Origin of the sequence: Roseomonas sp. KE2513 (assembly GCF_016107305.1) — a bacterium.
Lineage (GTDB): Bacteria > Pseudomonadota > Alphaproteobacteria > Acetobacterales > Acetobacteraceae > Roseomonas.
Window position 1 is genome coordinate 190,264 of the sequence record NZ_RCVR01000007.1, and the last position, 18,872, is coordinate 209,135.

The following is an 18,872-nucleotide window of genomic DNA, read 5'->3' on the forward strand; positions in this document are numbered from 1 at the left end:
ACGTCGAGCCTGACAGGAGAGCTTGCCCATGGGGAGTGGCCCGGTGCGTTTCGGCCCGCTGCGGCTGTGGCTCGGGGTGGGGGCCTTCGCCCTTGCCGGCGCGCCGGTGCCGCCAGGCCAGGCGCAGCCCGCCCCCGCAACGGAGGAGTCCCGCCCGGCTCCGCCGATCGCCCCGGAGGCGATCCCATCGGCCGAGCCGCCGGCGGACGTGCCCGTGGTCTTCCAGGACCAGCCGGCCGCACCCGCTAACCCGGCGCCCCCGCCGGCCGCTGTACCACCGCCAGCCGCCTCGCCCTCGTCGGCAGCCGCGCCGTCGCCTGCCGCATCCTCGCCGGCCGCGGATCCCGCGCCGCCGATCCCGCCGGCCGCCGTTCCCGCCCCCGAGCCGCCGCCGGCCGACCTGCCGGTGGTCATCCCCGGGGCGACACCTGCGCCGTCCCCGGCCGTGGCTCCCGCGCCAGCCGCGCCCGCGCCCGTCGTGGTGCCGCCCGCCCCGGCCGCGACGCCGCATGCCGGCCATGGTGGCATGACTGCCGGCCAGGGCGGTGAGGGTGGCGAAGGAGGCGAGGGCGGCGAGCGCGGCATCACCTTCGGCGCCTCGCCGGAGGTGGCTTTCGCCGCGCAGCTCATGCTCGTTCGCGGCCATCTCGCGATCGGGATGGAGCTGGCCCGCGCCGGCAACTGGGACGACGCGGTGTTCCACTTCCTCCACCCCATGGAGGAAATCTATGACGACCTGCGCCCCGAGCTTCGCCGCCGCCGCGCCCCCGGCTTCGCCGCCGCGCTGGAGACGCTGTCGAACCGGGCGCGCGCCAAGCGCGGCGGCCCGGGGCTGGAGGCCGCCTATCGCGACGCCGTCTCGCGGGTGGATCGCGCCCTGGTGGCCGGCGTGCCCGCGCGCCTGCGCAACTCGGCCCCCTTCGTGACGGAGGTCGCGGCCCGCACCATGCGCGCCGCCGCCGCCGAGTACGAGGCGGCGATCGAGGACGGCCGCATGGCCAATGTCGTGGAGTACCAGGACGGCCGCGGCTTCCTCATCGAGACCGAGGCGCTGCTGAACCGCAACGCCGCCACCCTGCGCGCCGGCCCCCGCGGCGCGCGGGACTGGGCGGAGGCGCAGGAGGCACTTGCCGCCCTTCGCACGGCCTGGCCGACCCCGCGCCCGCCCGCTACCCCGGCGATGAGCGTCACGGATCTCATCGCGGCCGTCGCGCGCTTCGAGCGGGCGGCGCTGCGCTGGCGGTGAGGCCGCGCGTCCTCGACGGGCTGCTGGCCTCGGCGCTCCTGCTGGCGTCGGCGTTGAGCCTCGGCGCGCTGGTCTCCCCGGCCGGCTCCGCCGATCCAGGCTCGGCCGCCGAGGACGCGGCACTCCGTGCCGCCTATCGCCGCCCGGCCGAACCGCCACCAACCCCTGCCGATAACCCGACCACCGCCGCCCGCGCCCAGCTCGGCCGGCGACTCTTCTTCGATCCCTCGCTGTCCTCCACCGGCAAGATGTCGTGCTCCAGCTGCCACCAGCCGGCGCATGGATTCAGCGACGGCCTCTCCCTCGCGCGTGGGGCGGAGGGGAAGCCGCTCCGCCGCCGCTCTCCCACCATCTGGAATCTCGCCTGGGCGCCCTTCCTCTTCTGGGATGGTCGCGCCGAGGGGCTGGAGGCCCAGGCCGCCGCCCCGATCGAGGCGCATGAGGAGATGGGCCAGCCCCTCGGCACCCTGGTCGAGCGCATGGCCGCCGACCCCTCCTGGCGCGCCGCCTTCGCCGCCGCCTTCCCGGGCACGACGCCCGCGGTCACGCAGGACAACCTCGTTCGCGCCCTCGCCGCCTGGGAGCGCACGCTCGTCTCCCCCCGCACCCGCTTCGACGCCTGGGTGGAGGGCGACGACCGCGCGCTGAGCCCCGCCGAGCGCCGCGGCCTCTCGGTGTTCAACGGCCCCGCCGGCTGCGCCACCTGCCACGAGGGCTGGGCCTTCACGGACTACGCCTTCTACGACATCGGCCTGCCGCAGCGCCCCGACGCGCCTCCCGACCTCGGCCGCGGCCCGGTGCTCGGCGAGTCCCGTGCCGACCACGCCTTCAAGACGCCCACCTTGCGCGAGGCGATGCGGCGCGCGCCATACATGCACGACGGCTCCCTGCCGACGATCGAGGCGGTGCTGGACCACTACGAGCGCGGCGTGGTCGATCGCCCGACGCTGCCGCCCGAGCTGCCGCGGCGCCTGTCCCTCGATCCCGGCCAGCGCGCGGACCTGGTCGCTTTCCTCAACACCCTGACCAGCGCCCCCGACGCGCCGCTGCCCGAGATGGCGACACCGCCCGTGGCGCCCGCTCCGCCGCCTGGGCTGACGCCCGTGGCCCGCGCGCGCGTCTCGCAGAAGAACCGCCAGTTCGCGCCCCTGCGCGTGGCCCTCACCCCCGGCGGCACGCTCGAGATCGTCAACGACGACACCACCGCGCACAACATCCGCATCGATTCTCCGGACCTGCAGCGCAACAGCGGCATCCAGGATCCCGGCCAGACCGTCACTTGGCGAATCCAGACCGCCGGCCGCTACGTCGCCTTCTGCGGCATTCACCCGAGAATGCGCCTCGAGGTCACCGTTGCCGCGCCCTGAGGATTGGCCGAGGTATGACCGCCGATCTCGCGGTGGGCGGAGCGCTGCCGGGAGCAAGTAATTAAAGAAGCGTTACGTGATCTTCTTTGAGAGAGGCCTTCCAAGGCGCCCGCAATGGAAGTGCGGTGTGTCTGAAAGAGAAGCTGGGCCCGGATAGCCCGGTCGCGGCCGAATGCTGCGGCGATGATGCGGATCGCGGGCGGGCCCGATGACCGTTCGGCCGTCGTCAGGGCCATTTGCCTCAGCTTCCTGGCCCTTCTCATGATCTATCTCGAGCTTCGATGAGTTCTTTTGCCCCGCTTCCGGGGCCTGGGCGTCATCGCCCCCTGGCGCGAGGGCGCCGCGCGGAAAAGGATAGGGCAGGGGGGAGGCCCCCCCGGCTCCGACGCGAAGGACACCCCGCCTTGCCCGATCCCGCCCTCCTCGCCCGCCTGCGCAGTGCCGTCGACCATAACTTCGAGGCGCAGACCGCCTTCCTGACGGAACTCGTCCGCTTCCCCAGCCTGCGCGGTCGCGAGGCGCCCCTGCAGGACTGGTTCGCCCGCACCATGGCTGCCCGCGGCTACGCGGTGGATCGCTTCACCCTCGCGGACGTGCCCCTCGCATCGCACGAGAAGGCCGCGCCCATGGTGGATGTGGATCCGGCAGCCTCCGTCCAGGTTGTGGCCACCAGTCGTGCCCCGAACCCAGGCGGGCGGAGCCTCATCCTTCAAGGCCATATCGACGTGGTGCCGGAGGGTCCCGCGGAGATGTGGACGCACCCGCCCTATGCCGGCGTGGTTCGCGACGGATGGCTCTACGGGCGCGGCGCGAACGACATGAAGGCGGGCGTCTCCGCCATCGTCTTCGCCATGGACGCCATCCGCGACGCCGGCCTGCGCCCGGCCGGCGACGTCCACCTCCAAACGGTGACGGAGGAGGAGAGCACCGGCAACGGCGCCCTCGCGACCTTGCTCCGCGGCTACCGCGCCGATGCCTGCCTCATCCCCGAGCCCACCGGCGGCACGATCACCCGCGCGCATACGGGCACGCTCTGGTTCCGGCTCCGGGTGCGCGGCGTGCCCGTGCACGTGGCGGTCGCGGATGCCGGCACCAACGCCATCCTTTCCGCCATGCACCTCATCCGCGCGCTGCAGGACCACACGGTGGCACTGAACAGGGCGGCGGAGCGCGATCCCTCCTTCGGCGCGGTGCGGAACCCCATCAAGTTCAACCCGGGCGTCATCCGCGGCGGCGACTGGGCCTCCTCCACCCCCTCCTGGTGCGAGGTGGATTGCCGCATCGGGCTCACCCCCTCCATGGAGGTTTCCGAGGTGATGGCCGGCGTGGAGCGCTGCGTGGCCGAGGCCCGCGCCGGCGACGCCTTCCTCGCCAACAACCCACCGGAGATCACCTGGCACGGCTTCCAGGCCGACGGCTACGTGCTGGCGCCGGGCAGCGAGGCGGAGCGCGTGCTGGCCACCGCGCACGAGGCCGCCTTCGGCGCACCGATGGAGGAACGCCTCTCCACCGCCGTCAACGACACGCGCTACTACGGCCGCTACTACGCCATGCCCGCCCTCTGCTACGGCCCGGGCGGAGAGGGCAACCACGGCTTCGACGAACGCACCAATCTCGATCTGCTGCGCAAGGCCACGCTCTCGATCGCCGGCTTCATCGCCGACTGGTGCGGAGTGGAGGAGGCCTGAGCGCCTTCCCCAGGAGAAAGGCAATGCGCCGCGGGGGCTGGCGAGCCCCCGCGGGCCGGGTTCAGGCCTGGCGGGCGCCGCGCCGGCGATAGGCAAGGCCGAGGCCGAGCACGCCCGTGAGCATGAGCGTCATCGAAGCCGGTTCCGGTACCGCGACGGGACGGATCGCGCCCGCGGCGACCGGCAGGTTGGGATCGTAGGTGCCGGCGGTCGGCCCTGCGAGGGCGAAGCCCCCGTGCATGTCGAAGACCCGAAAATCGAGCGGCAGCAGGTCGGCCGTCGTGAAGCCGGGCTCCGTCACATTCTGCCCGAGATCGAAGACGGCGTTGTAGATGAGCGTCGTGGTCGCCGCGGTGACGCCGAGAAGCTCTGCCTTCGTGCCCGGATCGTGTGGCGCGAGGGAGAGGATGACGGGACCAATCTGGCTGACCGCCTCGGGCGTGGTCACCACCCCGTCGTTGTTCAGGTCGCCGTTCGGCGGCACGGGCGGCGGCGGCGCGGGCGTGTCGAGCGGGACGCCGGGGGAGATGTCCTGCCCGTGCACGTGCAGGAGGTGCGGCTGCCCCGCGACCACGTTGTTCGCGACGAGGTTGAAGGAGAGCATGCTGCCGTCGAGGCTGAACCGGGCCGTGCCGGTCACGCCGGAGCCGTTGGCTGGATCGAGGGCGGCTTCGTAGAGCAGCGGCGCGGCCGAGGCAGCGGCCGGCAGAAGAAAGCAGGAGAGGGCTAAGGCAATAGTCGAGGATCGCATGGTCTTCTCCAACCGGGTGGCAGGGGCCACCGCCGGCGTTCCGTGAGGCGCAACGCCAGTAACCAAGCGTTCTGCTTGGTCAAACGACTGACGGTCAGCTCCCGCACAAGAAAGAGACCGCGTGCAACAGGGAGAAGGCTGTTCTGCAACGATCTTTCGGGGCGCCATGCGGAAAAGCCCTGGTCACCCTACTAAAATGAGAAGGACGTTACGCCGTGACTCCGCGGCTTTCTCAGAGATCGTCATTATTGCCATGCGCCATCTTCATCTTTCCGGCGGATCTGGTCCGTCCTCCGCCGGCAGCTTCGGCCTAGCGCCCCTCTCGCCGCCAGGCGATCACCGCGACGCCGAGCACCAGTAGTAGTGCCAGCCAGGGCGGCAGCAGCGGCAGGGCGGAGATGCCGGTCACCGTGTGGTCCTCCCGCCGCACGAGCCCGATCCAGCCCGGCCCCGAGGCGTCGCGCCCGGTGGATACGCGGCGGAGGTCGGGCAGGGCGGTGCCGTCGCTCATCCAGCGCGCCGTGCCGCCGGAGGAGGCGACGAGGGACTGCATCCGCGCGGGGTCGGCGCGCAGGTCGGCCACCTCTGGCGGGTTGGCGGCCTCGGCCGCGGCAAAGGCGGTGCGCGTCCCGTCCGTCGCGGACCAGACGCCGGCGCGGGTGGCGGGCAGTTCCACCACGCCCCGGCCACCCTCGCGGCGCTCTGGCGTGTGGCGGGTCCGGGTGCCGTCCGGCGCGGTGACGGTGATCTCCGGCGGCGGTGCGTCCGCGAGGCTGCGGCGCGTGACGGTCAGCCTTCCCTGAGCAATGGAGGCGGTCAGGTCCTCCTCCTCCAGCTCCGGCTCGCGCATCAGCCAGTGCGCGATGCGGCGCAGCAGTTCCGCCTGCGGGCCGCCGCCGTCATGTCCGCGGGACCAGAGCCAGATCTGGTCCGACAGCAGCAGCGCCACCCGGCCCTCGCCCACGCGGTCCAGCTGCAGGAGCGGGTTGCCGTCGGGCCCGTTCATGACCGTGGAGCCGCCGCGGGGCTCGGCGCGCAGCATGCGGTACCAGCGGCCCCAGCTCGCGGCATCGGCGGCGGCGGCATTGGCGCCCGTCAGCCCCTCGGTGACGGGGTGGCGCAGCCCGGTGTCGCTCACCTGCGCGCGGAAGGGCGCCTCCAGCAGCGCCTGATTGCCGGGCAGCGGCCGGGCGGGAAGCACCGCGCCAAGCGGCGTGTTGGCCAGGGATTCCCGCCCCGTGAACTCCGGCCCCACCGAGAGCAGCAGCGCGCCGCCCTGGCGCACGTGCTCGGCGATGTTGCGCAGGTATTGCGGCGGCAGGATGCCTCGGTTGGAGAAGCGGTCAAAGACGATGAGATCGAATTCGCGCAGCTTCTGCTGGAACAGCTCGCGCACCGGAAAGGCGATCAGCGCCAACTCGTTCAGTGGCGTCAGGTCGTCCTTCTCCGGCGGGCGAAGGATGGTGAAGTGGACGAGATCGACGTTCGGGTCTGCCTTCAGCAGGCGGCGCCAGGTGCGCTCGCCGGCATGGGGCTCGCCGGAAACCAGCAACACGCGCAGCCGGTCGCGCACGCCGTTCACGGTGACAATGGCGGTATTGTTGAGCGTGGAGACCTCGCCGGGGCGCTCCTCGGCGGTGATCTCGATAACACTCGGGCCGCCGCGCTCGATCGGCACGGCGATGCGCTGCTCGCGGCCGGGCTGCACGCTCTCGGTGCGGGGCGCGCCGCCGTCGCGGCGGATGGTGAGCCGCAGCGGCTGGGCATTGCCGGCGGGCACGCCGAGGTCCTCCACCACCAGCCGCAGCTCCACCCCGCGGCCGACGATGCCGAAGCCCGGCGCCTCGATGATGCGGAGCCGCCGGTCCACCTCGCCCGCGCGGCCGGGCAGCAGAACGTGCAGTGGCGCCTCGATCGGCAGGTCGCGCGGCACGTCGTGAACCTGCCCGTCCGTCAGCGCGATGACGCCCGCCAGCCGCGCGCGCGGGATGTCAGCAAGGCCTCGCTCGATCGCGGCGAAGAGGCGCGTGCCCTGGCTGCCGCCCTCCTCCGCGGTGACGGTCCGCAATTCCAAGTCCGGCAGCCGGCCGGCGCGCGCCTCGATGGCGGCGCGCGCGCGCTCGACCGCGGCGCCGCGCCCGGCGACGGTCGTGGAGGCGCTGTTGTCCACCGCCAGCAGCGCGATGTCCGGCCGCATCTCCCGCGTCTGCTGCACGAGGCGCGGGTTGGCGATGGCGCCGAGGATCAGCAGGAAGGCCAGCGCCCGCCACCAAGCCCCGCGCGCGCGCCGGACGATCGCGGGCAGCAGCGCGAGCACCGCGAGCACGGCCAGGGCGGCCAGCAGCCAGTAAGGAAGAATGGGCGCGAGATCGATCGAGGAGAGGGAGCGGACCATCAGTTACCCAGGCGCTCCAGAATGGCGGGCACGTGCACCTGGTCGCCCTTGTAGTTGCCGGTCAGCGCGTAGATCACGAGGTTGACGCCGAAGCGGTAGGCCAGCGTCCGCTGCCGCGCCCCGCCCGGCAGCACGGCGTAGGGATTGGCGCCGCGCGCATCCACCGCCCAGGCCGCCGCCCAGTCGTGCCCGCCAATGATCACGGGGCTCACGCTGTCATTTGCCCGGTCCGTGTCGCGCGCCACCCAGACGGGGCCGCCCGCGTAGCGGCCGGGCAGGTCGGAGAGAAGATAGAAGGCGCGGCGGAGCACGTGGTCCTCCGAGACCGGAGCCAGCGGCGGGACCTGGAGGTTGCGTGTCAGCCGCCGCAGCGCCGCGTCCGCGCCGAGCGAGACGCCCTCGCCCGATCCCTCGTTCCGCGTGTCGAAGACGATGATCCCGCCATTGCGCATGAAGGCGTTCAGCGCGGCGATGGCGCCGGCATCCGGCGCAGGGGCCTCGGGCAGGACCACCCAGTAGAGCAGCGGATAGAAGGACAGGTCATCGCTCCCCGGGCGAAGTGCCACGGGCTCCGCGAGGCCGGCGGCGGTCCGGCGGTTCACGTAGTCCGACAACCCGACGAGCCCCTGGCGCGAAACCTCGTCCGCCTGCGCGTCACCTGTCACGACATAGGCAAGGCGGGTCGCCAGCGCCGCCGCGCCGTCGGGCGGCGCACCCTGCGCGTTCGCGACGGCAGGCAGGAGCAGGACGAGCGCGACCACCGCCGCCCGCGCGCGCAACCCGAGGTCGCGGCTCTGGAGCGAGAGCAGCAGGTCGAGCGCCAGCAGAACCAGCGCGGCCGCCAGCAGCCAGGGGCCGAGGTCGCGCTCCGGCGGCGCGCTGCCAATGCGGCTCTCGCGCGCTCCGGAGGGGGCAGGAGCCATGGCGGCGGGCGGCGGCAGGCGGGCCGAGAGGTTGAGCGCGCGGCGCTCCCCGCCCTCGCCCACGGTGCCGTACCAGCCCGGCGGGTTGCGCGGGCCGGCCACGACGCTGTCGATCGCGGCGGCTGGGACCGGCCCGGCGGCGGGCGGCGGCGCGCCGAGGCGGCCGAAGCCGTCCAGCGTCTCAATTGGCGCGAGGCTGGCCGCGCCCTCTCCGCCGGCCACGCCGGCCGAGAGCGCGACGAGGCGGCGCAGCATGTCGATGTAAAGGCCCGAGAGCGGCAGGTCCGACCAGTCCGCATTGGCGGTGACGTGGAACAGCACGATCCGCCCCGCGCCCCGGTTCTCGAAAGTGACGAGCGGCGTGCCGTCCGAGAGACGGGCCCAGCTGCGCTCCGCTAGGCGCGGAATAGGCTCGGCCAGGACCTGCGTCGTGACGGTCACCTCCGGCGGCGGCACCAGCCCGGCGAAGGGGCTCCCCTCGGGGAAGGGGGCGAGGGTCTGCGGCCGTTCCCAGGAGAGCGCGCTGCCCAGCGCCCGCTCCCCCGCGCGCAGCGGCACGGGCAGCAGGCGATCGCCCCGCTCCGCGAGGCGCGGGCCGGCGAAGCGCAGCAGCAGCCCGCCACCCTCGACGAAGCGCGTGACCGCCTCGATCTCCGGCCCGTCCGCGAGCGGCCGGTCGGCGAGCACCAGCACCGAGAGGCGGCGGGAAAGAAGTTGCTCAAGCGTGCCGCGCCGGATCTCGGCCGTGGGGGAGAGGGCGCGGTCGAGATAGTAGAGCGAGCCGGTGAGCGGCGTGTCCGCCGCTTCCTCCTGTGCGGCCAGCAACCCCACGGGGCGGCGGCGGAAGCGCTCGTCCAGCAGCACCATGCCGGCGGCGCCGGGCGCATCCCCCTCCAGCGCGAGTTGGGTGACGCTGTTGCGGATCTCGATCGGCAGTTCCAGAGCCCCTTCCGCCTCCGTGGCGCCGGCAGCCAGCGGCAGGACGGCGCGGCCGAGGGCGCGGCCGTCCGGCGTCATGGCGAGCACGCCGGCCTCCCCCGCCGCGCCACCGGGCGGGCGGCGAAGGCTGAGGACAAGGCGGTCGGCCTCCGCGCGCGGCGGCAGGAGGACGCGGGCAGAACCCGGCGCGCCGCGCGCCACCTGCAGCGGCCCGGCGGCGGCGAGCGCCGCCATCAGTGCCGCCCCGTCATCCGTGCCGTGCGCGAGGTCGTCGGTGACGTAGAGGCTGGAGAACCCGCTCTCCCGCCAAGCGGAGAGAGCGGCCAGCGCTGCCGGCCGGTCGGGTGCCCAGGGCTGCGGGCGCAGCGCGGCGAGGCGCGCGCGGGCCTCCTCGGCCGGCATCCAGGCGGTGGGGCGGGGCGCCTCGCCCGTGGCGGAGGGGGCGGTGGCCAGGATGGCGGCGCGGCGCCCGGCGCGGGCGGCGGTGTCCAGCGCGGCGCCGGCGGAGGCCACCCGGTCCGGCCAGTCGGCGGCCGAGGCCCAGCCGTTGTCGATCGCGACCAGCAGCGGCCCTTCCTCCGCATCACCGAGCGCCGCGTTCCAGACGGGGCGGGCAAGGCCCAGCACGATGAGGGCGGCGGCCACCAGCCTCAGCAGCAGCAGCCACCAGGGCGTGCGGGCAGGGGTCTCCTCCACCGCCGGCAGATCGCGCAGGAAGCGGGCCGGGGGGAAGGACTGGGTGCGCGGCGTCGGCGGCGTCACCCGCAGCAGCCACCAGAGGGCGGGCAGGGCGGCGAGGGCGAGCAGCAGCCAGGGCGCGGTGAAGGAGAGGGCGCCCATCAACCGCGGTATCCGCCCGTCTCGGCCATCATCGCGCTCCCCCTGGCGCCAGCGCCTGCCACAGCGCCATCAGCGCGGCCTCCGGCGGGTGATCGGTGCGGTGGGCGAGCAGCCGGAAGCCGAGGGAGCCCGCCAGCACGGCCAGCCCTTCCCGATGGGCAAGAAGCCTTTCCTCGTAGAGCGCGCGGATACCTTCCACGCGGGGAACCAGGGCGTGGTCGGTGCCATCAAGCGGCTCGAAGCGGACCCGTCCGCCATAGGGCAGGGTTTCCTCCGAGGGATCGCGCAAGGTGACGAGGGTGGCGCGCACCCCGGCCGCGGCCAGCGGCGAAAGGGCGGTGCGTAGCTCGTCCAGCGGCGCCAGGAAGTCGCTGAAGAGGACCGCGCGGCTGTGGCGCGGCAGGCTTTCATCGGCCGGCGGGCCGGACTGGCCCTCCAGCCGCATCGCCAGCGCCGGCAGGGCGCCGCGCCCGGACAGCCCGCGCCCGCCGCCGAGCAGCCGCACCCGCTCCCCTCCGCGGAGGAGGAGGGAGGCGAGCGCGAGGAGGAGAAGTTCCGCCCGCTCGCCCTTGGTCGGCCGCCCCGCCGCGCCGGACCAGTCCATCCCCGGCGCCGCGTCGCGCCAGAGGGCGACGGTCTGGGCAGATTCCCACTCGGTCTCCCGCAGGTAGAGGCGATCGGATTTCGCGCTCTGCCGCCAGTCCACCCGGGCGGCGTCGTCGCCGGGCAGGTAGGGGCGGAACTGCCAGAAGGCGTCGCCCTGGCCGGAGCGGCGCCGGCCGTGCACGCCCTGCATCACCGTGGCGGCCACCCGTTCCGCGGCCACCACCAGGGGCGGCAGCCGCGCGGCGGCGGCCTCGGCGCGAAGGGGAAGCGCGGCCTCGGCGCCCCCCCTAGCCAAGATCGGCCTTCAGGGCGTCGATCACCTCGGCAAGCCTGATTCCCTCGGCCCGGGCGGCGAAGCCCAGCGCCATGCGGTGGCGGAGGATGGGCTCGGCCAGCGCCAGCACGTCCTCCACGCTCGGGGAGAGACGGCCGTCCAGCACGGCGCGCGCGCGGGTCGCCAGCATCAGCGCCTGCGCCGCGCGCGGCCCGGGGCCCCAGGCGAGGTGCTGCTTCACGGCCGGAAGCGTGGCCGTATCGGGCCGCGCGCCGCGCACGAGGCGAAGGATGGCGTCCAGCACCGCCTCCCCCACCGGCAGGCGGCGGATGAGGGACTGGGCGGCGATCAACTCCTCCGCTCGCAGCGCCTCCTCCGGCCGCGCCTCGCGCGCGCCAGTGGTGGCGAGCAGCATGGCGCGCTCGGCGGCCGCGTCGGGGTAGCCGATCTCGATCTCCAGCAGGAAGCGGTCGAGCTGCGCCTCGGGCAGGGGATAAGTGCCCTCCTGCTCGATCGGGTTCTGGGTCGCCAGCACATGGAAGGGGGCGGGCAGGTCCAGCACCTGGCCGCCGACGGCGACGCGCCGCTCCTGCATCGCCTGGAGCAGCGCGGACTGGGTGCGGGGCGAGGCGCGGTTGATCTCATCGGCCATCAGAAGCTGGCAGAAGACGGGTCCGCGCAGGAAACGGAAGGCGCGGCGCCCCCCTTCCGCCTCCTCCAGCACCTCGGAGCCGAGGATGTCCGAAGGCATGAGGTCGGGGGTGAACTGCACGCGGCGGGCATCGAGGCCCATCACCGTGCCCAGCGTCTCCACTAGCTTCGTCTTGCCGAGGCCAGGGACACCGACGAGCAGCATGTGCCCGCCGGCCAGAAGGGTGACGAGCGCCTGCTCCACCACCTCCTCCTGCCCGAGGATCACCCGGCCGACAGCGGCCCTGACGCGCGCCAGGCGAGCGGAGAGCGCCTCGGCCTCACCGAGCAGCTTCTCTGCATCGGCTGTCGCTTCCTTTGTGCCGGGCACTTCAACCACGGGTGGCCCCTTCTCATATTGCCCGAGGGTAACGCCCTGACCCTCGCCACTCCGGGCTACATGGAGGCGTGCCGGGCGAATGGGGAGGGTAGGGCCCTTCGATGGCGCGGAGGAAGTCACATGGCGCTGGGGATGCATGATGTTACAGGCGGTGGGAAAAGCGCCGCGCCGGTTCTGGCGTCCATGATGGCGCCTCAGCCCGTGCGGATGCCTCGAACGATCTGCGGCGACTTTCACATGCGGATCGCCCGCGACGGCACCTGGTACTACCAGGGCAGCCCGATCGGGCGACGACCGCTCGTCTGCCTCTTCGCCTCCGTTCTCAAGCGGGAGGCCGATGGCAGCTACTGGCTCGAAACGCCGGTGGAGCGAGGCCGCATCGAGGTGGAGGACGCGCCCTTCGTCGCGGTGGAGCTGAACTGGGGCCACTGCTGCAGCGGTCCCACCTGCGACGGCGAGGCCGGCGGCACGCGCCGCGCCCGGCAGTGCCTCACCTTCCGCACCAACCTCGACGAGATGGTGACCGCCGACGAAAACCACCCCATCCGGGTGGAGGTGGACCCCGTGACGCGCGAGCCGCGGCCCTACGTCACCGTCCGCCCCGGCCTGGAGGCGCGGATCAGCCGTCCGGTTTTCTACGAGTTGGTTGCCCTTTCCCAAACTGAGGTGGTGGACGGGCGCGAGGTGACGGGCGTCTGGAGTGAGGGCGTGTTCTTCGTGATCGACGACAGCCCTTCCGAGGAGGAGTCCGATCTGGACGACACCCTCTCCGTGGACGACGAAGTGGCGTGACCGCGCCGGAGGCGATCGATCACCTCCCGGCGCCGCTCGCGCCGGCCCGGACGCTTTTGCCCTCGGAGATTGAGGCTCGGCTCTCCGATCCCACGCGCCTCGCGCGCGGCGCGGCCGATGTCACAGCGGAGGAGGGCGTCCGTCGCTCCGCCGTGCTGGTGCCGATCCTCTTGCACCAGGAGCCGACGGTGCTGCTGACGCTTCGCGCCGCCACGCTTTCGGCCCATGCCGGGCAGGTGGCCTTCCCCGGCGGCCGCATCGAGCCGGGCGAGACGCCCGAAGCCGCCGCCATCCGGGAGGCGGCGGAGGAAGTGGGGCTGGACCCGCGCCTGCCCCGCATCGCGGGGCGCCTGCCGGCCATGGTGACGGGCACGGGTTTCCACGTGATCCCTATCGTCGCGCTGCTCGACCCGCCGGTCACCCTCACCCCTGAACCCGCAGAGGTGGCGGAGGTGTTCGAATACCCTGTCTCCCGCCTGCTGGACCCCGCTTGGCCCGAGCGGCGCAGCGGCGTTTTCGGCGGCCGCGCCCGCCAGTACTGGACTTGGCCACATGAAACCCAGCTCATCTGGGGTGCCACGGCCGCCATGCTGCGGAGCCTTGCCCTCGTTCTTCGTGACGACGGTTAGGCCGACTCCGGAGAGGGCCGGCTCTTTCTCGGCACTTTTCCTGCATGTGCAGTCGCCTCAGGTGAATGACCCGAGGCGCACCGGCCGTTCAATGGTTCGAACCAGTAGAAAAAGATGATGGAGAGGGGCCTCGGTGAGAGGAAGAGCCCCTTCTTCCCCTCGCCCGGTGTTACCAGAACCGCCGAAGAGGAAAGCGCCTACCCACCCAGCGGCAGCGGCATCACGATATCGCAGACGAGCCCTGTTTTCGCCCAGGACAGGCTCACCGAGCCGCCGAGTTGCTGGTTCACCGTGCCTTCCAGTACCCGGGAGCCGAAGCCGCGGCGGTCGGGCGTGCCGGGCAGTGGGGGGCCGCCTGCTTCCGCCCAGCGGAGCCGCAGGTTCGGCCCCTCGGCGATGTCCCAGGTGATGGAGAGTTGGCCGCCCGGTACCCCCAGGGCGCCGTGCTTCGTCGCGTTCGTCGCCAGTTCGTGCACCGCCATGGCGAAGGGCTGGGTGGCGCCGGCCGGCAAGGTCACGGGCGGGCCTTCAAGACGCGCGCGCTGTCCTTCGCCGCCGAGGAAGGATTGCAGCTCCCCCTGGAGAAGGGCGCGCAGGTCCGCGCCCGACCAGCGGTCCTCGGCTAGCAAGGTCTGGGCGCGGGCGATCGCGGCCACCCGGCCGACGACGGTGTGGCGGTAGGTTTCCAGGTCCTCCGCCCGGGTGAGGCGGAGCATTGCCTGCACCACGGCCAGCGCGTTCTTCGCGCGGTGGTCCACCTCGCGCATGAGCAGGGCGCGGCGCTGCTCGGCGGCTCGGCGCTCAGTGATGTCCTGCGCGACGCCGGCCACGCGGAGCGCCGCGCCGGTCGCCGCGTCCCGCTCCACGACCGCGCCGAAAGAGGAGACCCAGGCCCATTCGCCCCCGGGGCGGCGCACGCGGAACTCTGCCTCGAAGCGCGGGCTCTCGCCGCGGACCACCGCCCAGAAGCGCGCCTCGACGTCATCGCGCTCCTCCGGATGCATCGCCTCAAGCCAGCGCTCGAGGGGGAAGTCGCCGGGGGGGAGCTGGGGAAGCGTGCTCATCAGCGGGCCGGCGCGCGAGCCGGTGCCGTGGCGCAGGTCGAATTCCCAGGTGCTGAGGCGCGCGGCCTCCACCGTGAGGCGGAGCCGCGCCTCGCTGGCACGGAGCGCCGCCTCGGCCGCCTTGCGGTCGGTGATGTCGAAATGCGCCCCGTAGGTCAGGTCCCGGCCGGCCAGGCGCAGGCCCTGCGCGCGCACCAGCACGTCCCGCACCTCGCCGGTGCGGGTGCGGTGGCGCGCCTCGAACTCCTGCAGGCCCGGCCGGATGGTTCCGGCGCGGCCCTGTTCCCGGATCGCCGCCGTCTGCCCGAGGGCGTCGATGTCGGCGATATTGAGGCGAGTGAACTCCTCGCGCGAGTAGCCGTAGGTGGCGCAGGCGTGCTCGTTGACCTCCAGCACCTTGTGCGTCGCAGGGTCGATGACGATCACCGAGAAGGGCGCGCTCTCGAAGAGGACGCGGTGGCGGGCCTCGCTCTCCCTCAGCGCCGCCTCGGCCCGGGCGCGGGCGACTGTCTCCTGGGTTCGTTCCGCCACCTGGCGGAGGAGATCGACCTCGGCGGCGAACCAGCGCCGGGGGCGGTTGGCGTGCACGTAGAGGATGGCGTGCAACACCCCCGCCTTCAGCAGCGGGGCGGCGATGAGCGCGCGGGTGCCAAGTACCGACCAACTCGCCCGCTCCTGTGCGCCGTCGGTGCGCGGGTCCGTGGCGCAGTCCTCCACCACCACGGTCCGGCCCGCCCGGATCTCGGCGACCAGGGCCTGGCCGAAGCCCTCCAGGCGGCGAAGCTGGCCGCCCAGGCTGACCGCCTGTCCGTCGGTCCAGTCCCTCTCCACCCACATCGTGCCGGCCTGCGCATCCACCTCGCCGTAGCCGGCGCGGGCGGCGCGGAGATGGGCGCCGAGCATGGCGGCCGCGCAGGCCATGGCGGCGCCGGCGTCCGACTGGATGCGAAGCTGGTCCTCGAGAAGGAGGCGGAAGGCGGCGTCCTCGGGCGAGCCGGCGGGGTCCATCGCCAGCAGGGCCGCACGGATCACCTCTGCCGAGTCGCGATAGGCGCCCGTGGAGAGCCGGGCCGCAAGCAGGGATTCGATCTCGGGAGTCAGCGCGAGGGTACAGGGTTCGGCCGGCATAACGGCCTAAAGCGGCCTCAGCCCTCCCGCGATGTCAATGCGGCATGCCCGCGGGCGGTGTGCGTCAGTCCCGCCCCGTTCCCATCAGGCCGGCCGCGCGCAGGGCGCGCACGATGGTGGCGCCAGGGCCGCTGAGCAGCGGGTCGGCATCCGCCTGTCCCGGCATCCGCGTCACCGGCCCCTGGCTGGGGGTAGGCCTGCGCGTCTGGATGGGCACGGGCGGGAAGACCTTCGCCCGCGTGGGGTGGGGTTGCTCCGCGGCGGGGCGCGGAGCCGCCCCGGCCGGGGATCCGGCCGCAGCGGCCTCCGCGCGGAAGACGGGCTCCTCGGCAGGGCGGGCCTGGGCCGGCTGCGGACGCGCCGTGGCGGTGCCGATGCCCCAGAAGCCGAGGATGGCGTGGGAGGAGGAGATGCCGACGTCCAGCATATAGGCGCCGGCCGCGCCCGCGCGGTCCCCGCCCTCGCCGGGGCGCAACGGCACGCCGTGCGCCATGCCAGCGATGCGGTGGCTCTCGACCATGACCCGCCCATCGGGCGCGCGCCAAGTGAGGTGCGTGTCGCCGGAGGCGGCGGCCTCGGTCACCGGCCGCGCGGCCGCCAGGCCGTGCAGGTCCAGCCACTGCTTCACGCTCTCCTCCGCATTGCTCGGGACAACAGTGGTATCGGCCCCGCCGTGCCACACCGAGACGCGGGGCCAGGCACCGCGATGCGGGGAGGCGGCGCGCACGGCGGCACCCCGCTCGGCCGCGCCGAGGGAGAGGGGGCGCGACATGGCCCGCAGCGCCTCCGCCACGCCGAGGCCCGCGCCATAGGGCAGGCCTGCGATGATGGCGCCGCCCGCGAAGACCTCGGGATAGGTGGCGAGCATCACCGCCGTCATCGCGCCGCCCGCCGAAAGGCCGGTGACAAAGACGCGCGCAGGGTCGATCGTGTGTGTCTCGAGCATCTTCGCGACCATTTGGCGGATGGACAGCGCCTCGCCGGCCCCGCGCGCGATGTCGCCCGACTCGAACCAGTTGAAGCAGAGGGAATGGTTGTTGGCCCGCTGCTGCTCCGGCAGCAGGACCGCGAAGCCCAGCCGGTCCGCGAGCGAGGACCAGCCGCAGCCCTCGTCATAGACGGCGGCGTTCTGGGTGCAGCCGTGCAGTGCCACCACCAGCGGTGCGCCGCGCGGCAGGTCGGCCGGCACGTGCACCATCATCCGCAACGCGCCGGGGTTGGAGCCGAAGCCCGTGACCTCCGTCAGCGCGGACCCGCCCCCGGTCCCGCCCGCCCGCGCCGTGGCCTCGCGCCGGCGGCGCTGTAGGCGGACGAGCGCGCTGAGGTCGATCTTAGGGTTAGGCATGAAAAATCCTCTGGCGCGGAGCGGCGAAAGGCCCGCCCGCTCCCCTCGACATCGATGTTGCGGTGCAGCATTACAACGGGCGAGACGCGGAATGGTTGGACTTCCATCCTTCGGGCGGACCTTTCGCCTTCAAGCCGTCGCGAGGCTGAGCACGAGCCCGTAGTGGCAGGCCGCCGCCGCAAGCACGAAGCCGTGCCAGATCGCGATGTTGTAGCGTAGCTTGGTCGCGAGGTGGACGAGCACGCCGAGGCTGTAGAGCAGCCCGCCCGCGGCGAGGAGGCCGAGCTGCCAGCTGCTGAGGGTCTGCGAGAGGGGCACCAGCGCCACCACGCCGACCCAGCCGAGGACGAGATAGGCCGCGATCGAGCCGCGCTCGAAGCGCGCGGGGGCGAGGAGCTTCATGGCGGCGCCGATCAGCGCGCCCGTCCAGACGAAACCAAGAAGGACGGCTCCCAGGGTACCGCCGATCGCGAGCACGGAGACCGGCGTGTAGGTGCCGGCGATCATGATGAAGATAGCCGCGTGGTCCGCCCGGCGCAGCAGCGCACGGCGGGGCCCTGCGGGTGACAGGTTGTAGGCGGCCGAGAAGGCGAAGGTGGCGACCAGCCCCGCCATGTAGGGGGCCAGTGCCATGGAAAGCGTGGCGCCCGGCGGGAAGGGCGCCTGGAGGACCAGGAGAAGGCAGCCTGCTGCCACGGCGAGGAGCCCCGCGGCATGGACCGCGGCATCGGCGCCCCGTTCGGCGCCGCTATAGGGAGGTGGATCGGACATGGCCCATCCTGGGGCCGAAGGGCGGCGGCCTCCAAGCGACCAAAGGGGGCACATGTCTGGGGGGCGCGGGCCGGCGGGTCCGCGCCACCGGGTCAGCGGCGGGACTTGCCCCGCTCGATCTCGCGCTCGATCGCGCCGCGCTCGGCCGAGCCGAGCTTGCGCGCGATCTCGCGCACGATGGCGACGGAGACGCGGTGCCGCTTGGCCAGGTAGGCGATTGTCTCCTCCAGCCCTGCGGCATCGGTCCGGTCGGTTCCGGAAGTGGTCTTGGTTTGCGACACGCGTGCCTCCGTGATTTGGCAGGGGCCGTCCGTGCGCTGCGCGCCGGTGGCCTGAAGGGGTTCGTTAAAAAAGGGCTGGCGGCGCGGGGCCGTGGCCCCGTGCGGCCGGCAGCGTCAGCCGGTGACGGGCCAGCCCTTGCCGAGTGCGGCGGCCCGGCCGGCGCGGAGCTGGCTCTCGCGCACCACGCGCTCGTGCCCGTCGCGCTCGCTCTTCACACGGTACTCGCGGTCAGAGGCGTCGTTGGGGAGGAGGCGGGTGATCACGTACTGGCCCGTCATCCCGGGCGGGGTGAGGACCCCGGCGACCAGCTCGACGCTCTGGCCGATCTCGTAGCTGTGACGCTGCATGGTGGTTCCTCGCATGGGCCGGCGGGGGCGCCCGCGCCGCCCCGCGTTGAAAAGGGTTCCCCGGCGTGCGGGGCCGGGACGTCTGGGGACCGGCGGATCAGCCCGCGGCCAGTTTGCCGGGGGAGGCGTCGCCGTGCCGGCAGCCGCCCTGCGCGGGCAATCCTGGCGGACCGTTCCCAGGGCGCATGACGCTGCCTCCCCTGGTCTCGTCGAGCCAGGTCAGGGTGCGCGTCGGCATGGCTGGGATCCGATCGTCAAACAGGTGCCGCCCCGTGGCGTCACGAGGCGGATCAAGCTTCGAGGAGTGACGGACACCGGGCTCGGCGCTCGTAACGAGCTGATGAGAGCAGGCCGGACCAGACGAGGTTGATGCATCTTACTTAGGCGGGGAGGCCATTAACTTCAACCTTGTCGCCCCCGCAGCGAGGGGTGGCGAGCGCAGCCCTGACCGGCGC

At 73.2% G+C, this 18,872-nt stretch carries 16 protein-coding genes; 5 read left to right on the top strand and 11 right to left on the bottom strand.

Going from position 1 to position 18,872, the window contains the following annotated elements; translation table 11 throughout:
- Positions 1 to 28 precede the first annotated feature (28 nt).
- The 3 genes from D9599_RS09725 to D9599_RS09735 all read left to right on the top strand — a co-directional run bounded on the left by D9599_RS09725 (position 29) and on the right by D9599_RS09735 (position 4,301).
- Entirely contained in the window at positions 29 to 1,246 is a 1,218-nt protein-coding gene (locus D9599_RS09725) for a hypothetical protein (RefSeq protein ID WP_198381031.1), read from the top strand.
- Entirely contained in the window at positions 1,243 to 2,613 is a 1,371-nt protein-coding gene (locus D9599_RS09730) for a cytochrome c peroxidase (protein ID WP_198381032.1), read from the top strand. The genes D9599_RS09725 and D9599_RS09730 overlap by 4 nt, the downstream gene beginning before the upstream one ends.
- Before the next feature lie 404 nt (positions 2,614 to 3,017).
- Entirely contained in the window at positions 3,018 to 4,301 is a 1,284-nt protein-coding gene (locus tag D9599_RS09735; protein ID WP_198381033.1) for an ArgE/DapE family deacylase, read from the top strand.
- A gap of 61 nt (positions 4,302 to 4,362) precedes the next feature.
- On the opposite strand, the gene D9599_RS09740 is transcribed toward D9599_RS09735, so the two are convergent.
- The 5 genes from D9599_RS09740 to D9599_RS09760 form a co-directional block, all read right to left on the bottom strand.
- Positions 4,363 to 5,052, bottom strand: a complete 690-nt coding sequence (locus tag D9599_RS09740) for a PEP-CTERM sorting domain-containing protein (protein ID WP_198381034.1) — start codon at positions 5,050 to 5,052, stop codon at positions 4,363 to 4,365.
- Between the two features lie 310 nt (positions 5,053 to 5,362).
- Positions 5,363 to 7,447: a hypothetical protein gene (locus tag D9599_RS09745; RefSeq protein ID WP_198381035.1), complete on the bottom strand. Its 2,085-nt coding sequence runs from the start codon at positions 7,445 to 7,447 to the stop codon at positions 5,363 to 5,365.
- Positions 7,447 to 10,149 carry a DUF4159 domain-containing protein gene (locus tag D9599_RS09750; RefSeq protein WP_198381036.1) on the bottom strand — a complete coding sequence of 901 codons (2,703 nt, stop codon included), beginning with the start codon at positions 10,147 to 10,149 and terminating at the stop codon, positions 7,447 to 7,449. Before D9599_RS09750 ends, D9599_RS09745 begins: the two co-directional genes overlap by 1 nt.
- A gap of 28 nt (positions 10,150 to 10,177) precedes the next feature.
- Entirely contained in the window at positions 10,178 to 11,050 is an 873-nt protein-coding gene (locus tag D9599_RS09755; protein WP_232480317.1) for a DUF58 domain-containing protein, read from the bottom strand.
- On the bottom strand, positions 11,043 to 12,059 hold the full coding sequence (locus D9599_RS09760) for an AAA family ATPase (RefSeq protein WP_375373043.1): 1,017 nt from the start codon (positions 12,057 to 12,059) through the stop codon (positions 11,043 to 11,045). The genes D9599_RS09755 and D9599_RS09760 overlap by 8 nt, the downstream gene beginning before the upstream one ends.
- A gap of 207 nt (positions 12,060 to 12,266) precedes the next feature.
- Between D9599_RS09760 and D9599_RS09765 the strand changes: the two genes are divergently transcribed.
- Both D9599_RS09765 and D9599_RS09770 read left to right on the top strand, forming a co-directional pair.
- Positions 12,267 to 12,851, top strand: coding sequence for a DUF1285 domain-containing protein (locus D9599_RS09765; RefSeq protein WP_375373045.1), 585 nt, complete (start codon positions 12,267 to 12,269; stop codon positions 12,849 to 12,851).
- Entirely contained in the window at positions 12,848 to 13,480 is a 633-nt protein-coding gene (locus D9599_RS09770) for a CoA pyrophosphatase (protein WP_309228594.1), read from the top strand. The genes D9599_RS09765 and D9599_RS09770 overlap by 4 nt, the downstream gene beginning before the upstream one ends.
- A gap of 197 nt (positions 13,481 to 13,677) precedes the next feature.
- Here the strand turns inward: D9599_RS09770 and D9599_RS09775 are convergent, their stop codons facing one another.
- From D9599_RS09775 to D9599_RS09800, 6 genes are all read right to left on the bottom strand, one after another.
- Positions 13,678 to 15,672, bottom strand: a complete 1,995-nt coding sequence (locus D9599_RS09775) for a PAS domain S-box protein (protein ID WP_198381039.1) — start codon at positions 15,670 to 15,672, stop codon at positions 13,678 to 13,680.
- Between the two features lie 64 nt (positions 15,673 to 15,736).
- Positions 15,737 to 17,017: a PHB depolymerase family esterase gene (locus tag D9599_RS09780; RefSeq protein WP_198381040.1), complete on the bottom strand. Its 1,281-nt coding sequence runs from the start codon at positions 17,015 to 17,017 to the stop codon at positions 15,737 to 15,739.
- Between the two features lie 129 nt (positions 17,018 to 17,146).
- Positions 17,147 to 17,788, bottom strand: a complete 642-nt coding sequence (locus D9599_RS09785; RefSeq protein ID WP_198381041.1) for a PAQR family membrane homeostasis protein TrhA — start codon at positions 17,786 to 17,788, stop codon at positions 17,147 to 17,149.
- A gap of 92 nt (positions 17,789 to 17,880) precedes the next feature.
- Positions 17,881 to 18,069 (bottom strand): hypothetical protein, encoded by a 189-nt coding sequence (locus D9599_RS09790; protein WP_198381042.1) that lies wholly within the window; start codon positions 18,067 to 18,069, stop codon positions 17,881 to 17,883.
- Positions 18,070 to 18,183: 114 nt separating this feature from the next.
- A complete protein-coding gene (locus D9599_RS09795) occupies positions 18,184 to 18,417 on the bottom strand; it encodes a hypothetical protein (protein ID WP_198381043.1) in 234 nt (77 codons plus the stop codon).
- 97 nt (positions 18,418 to 18,514) lie between these two features.
- A complete protein-coding gene (locus D9599_RS09800; protein WP_198381044.1) occupies positions 18,515 to 18,655 on the bottom strand; it encodes a hypothetical protein in 141 nt (46 codons plus the stop codon).
- Positions 18,656 to 18,872: the final 217 nt, after the last annotated feature.

Bases quoted from the DNA above. Each gene is read 5' to 3' on its own strand.
- D9599_RS09795 (WP_198381043.1), bottom strand. From the start codon at position 18,417: ATGCAGCGTCACAGCTACGAGATCGGCCAGAGCGTCGAGCTGGTCGCC.
- D9599_RS09780 (WP_198381040.1), bottom strand. From the start codon at position 17,017: ATGCCTAACCCTAAGATCGACCTCAGCGCGCTCGTCCGCCTACAGCGC.
- D9599_RS09800 (WP_198381044.1), bottom strand. From the start codon at position 18,655: ATGCCGACGCGCACCCTGACCTGGCTCGACGAGACCAGGGGAGGCAGC.
- D9599_RS09745 (WP_198381035.1), bottom strand. From the start codon at position 7,447: ATGGTCCGCTCCCTCTCCTCGATCGATCTCGCGCCCATTCTTCCTTAC.
- D9599_RS09785 (WP_198381041.1), bottom strand. From the start codon at position 17,788: ATGTCCGATCCACCTCCCTATAGCGGCGCCGAACGGGGCGCCGATGCC.
- D9599_RS09725 (WP_198381031.1), top strand. From the start codon at position 29: ATGGGGAGTGGCCCGGTGCGTTTCGGCCCGCTGCGGCTGTGGCTCGGG.
- D9599_RS09750 (WP_198381036.1), bottom strand. From the start codon at position 10,149: ATGGGCGCCCTCTCCTTCACCGCGCCCTGGCTGCTGCTCGCCCTCGCC.
- D9599_RS09765 (WP_375373045.1), top strand. From the start codon at position 12,267: ATGCCTCGAACGATCTGCGGCGACTTTCACATGCGGATCGCCCGCGAC.
- D9599_RS09740 (WP_198381034.1), bottom strand. From the start codon at position 5,052: ATGCGATCCTCGACTATTGCCTTAGCCCTCTCCTGCTTTCTTCTGCCG.
- D9599_RS09775 (WP_198381039.1), bottom strand. From the start codon at position 15,672: ATGCCGGCCGAACCCTGTACCCTCGCGCTGACTCCCGAGATCGAATCC.